Raw genomic sequence first — 1,412 nt, 5'->3', positions numbered from 1 at the left:
TGAGACCTGATGCCGAGCCGATTGTGGTGAAGTGGATGATCCTATGCTGTCGAGAAAAGCCTCTAGCGAGTTTCATGGCGGCCCGTACCCTAAACCGACTCAGGTGGTCAGGTAGAGAATACCGAGGCGTTCGGGTGAACTATGGTTAAGGAACTCGGCAAAATGCCCCCGTAACTTCGGGAGAAGGGGGGCCATTGCTGGTGATCACTCTTGCAGTGTGAGCTGGTGGTGGCCGCAGAGACCAGCGAGAAGCGACTGTTTACTAAAAACACAGGTCCGTGCGAAGCCGTAAGGCGATGTATACGGACTGACGCCTGCCCGGTGCTGGAACGTTAAGGGGACCGGTTAGCTCCATTTCGGTGGGGCGAAGCTGAGAACTTAAGCGCCAGTAAACGGCGGTGGTAACTATAACCATCCTAAGGTAGCGAAATTCCTTGTCGGGTAAGTTCCGACCTGCACGAATGGCGTAACGACTTCTCGACTGTCTCAACCATAGGCCCGGTGAAATTGCATTACGAGTAAAGATGCTCGTTTCGCGCAGCAGGACGGAAAGACCCCGGGACCTTTACTACAGCTTGATATTGGTGTTCGGTTCGGCTTGTGTAGGATAGGTGGGAGACTGTGAAATCATGACGCCAGTCATGGTGGAGTCATTGTTGAAATACCACTCTGGTCGTGCTGGATGTCTAACCTGGGTCCGTGATCCGGATCAGGGACAGTGTCTGGTGGGTAGTTTAACTGGGGCGGTTGCCTCCTAAAGGGTAACGGAGGCGCCCAAAGGTTCCCTCAGCCTGGTTGGCAATCAGGTGTTGAGTGTAAGTGCACAAGGGAGCTTGACTGTGAGACCGACGGGTCGAGCAGGGACGAAAGTCGGGACTAGTGATCCGGCGGTGGCTTGTGGAAGCGCCGTCGCTCAACGGATAAAAGGTACCCCGGGGATAACAGGCTGATCTTCCCCAAGAGTCCATATCGACGGGATGGTTTGGCACCTCGATGTCGGCTCGTCGCATCCTGGGGCTGGAGTCGGTCCCAAGGGTTGGGCTGTTCGCCCATTAAAGCGGTACGCGAGCTGGGTTTAGAACGTCGTGAGACAGTTCGGTCCCTATCCGCTGTGCGCGTAGGAGTCTTGAGAAGGGCTGTCCCTAGTACGAGAGGACCGGGACGGACGAACCTCTGGTGTGCCAGTTGTCCTGCCAAGGGCATGGCTGGTTGGCTACGTTCGGGAGGGATAACCGCTGAAAGCATCTAAGCGGGAAGCCTGCTTCGAGATGAGGGCTCCCACCCACTTGATGGGGTAAGGCTCCCAGTAGACGACTGGGTTGATAGGCCAGATATGGAAGCCGGGTGACCGGTGGAGTTGACTGGTACTAATAGGCCGAGGGCTTGTCCTCAGTTGCTCGCGTCCACTGTGT

1 rRNA gene is annotated in these 1,412 nt (G+C 56.1%); it reads left to right on the top strand.

Going from position 1 to position 1,412, the window contains the following annotated elements:
- A 23S ribosomal RNA gene (locus EEJ42_RS31735) occupies window positions 1-1,391 on the top strand; the annotation flags it as partial.
- Window positions 1,392-1,412: the final 21 nt, after the last annotated feature.

It is taken from the genome of Streptomyces botrytidirepellens (assembly GCF_003721215.1).
Taxonomy (GTDB): domain Bacteria; phylum Actinomycetota; class Actinomycetes; order Streptomycetales; family Streptomycetaceae; genus Streptomyces; species Streptomyces himastatinicus.
This window is presented reverse-complemented; position numbering and strand designations above follow the sequence as displayed.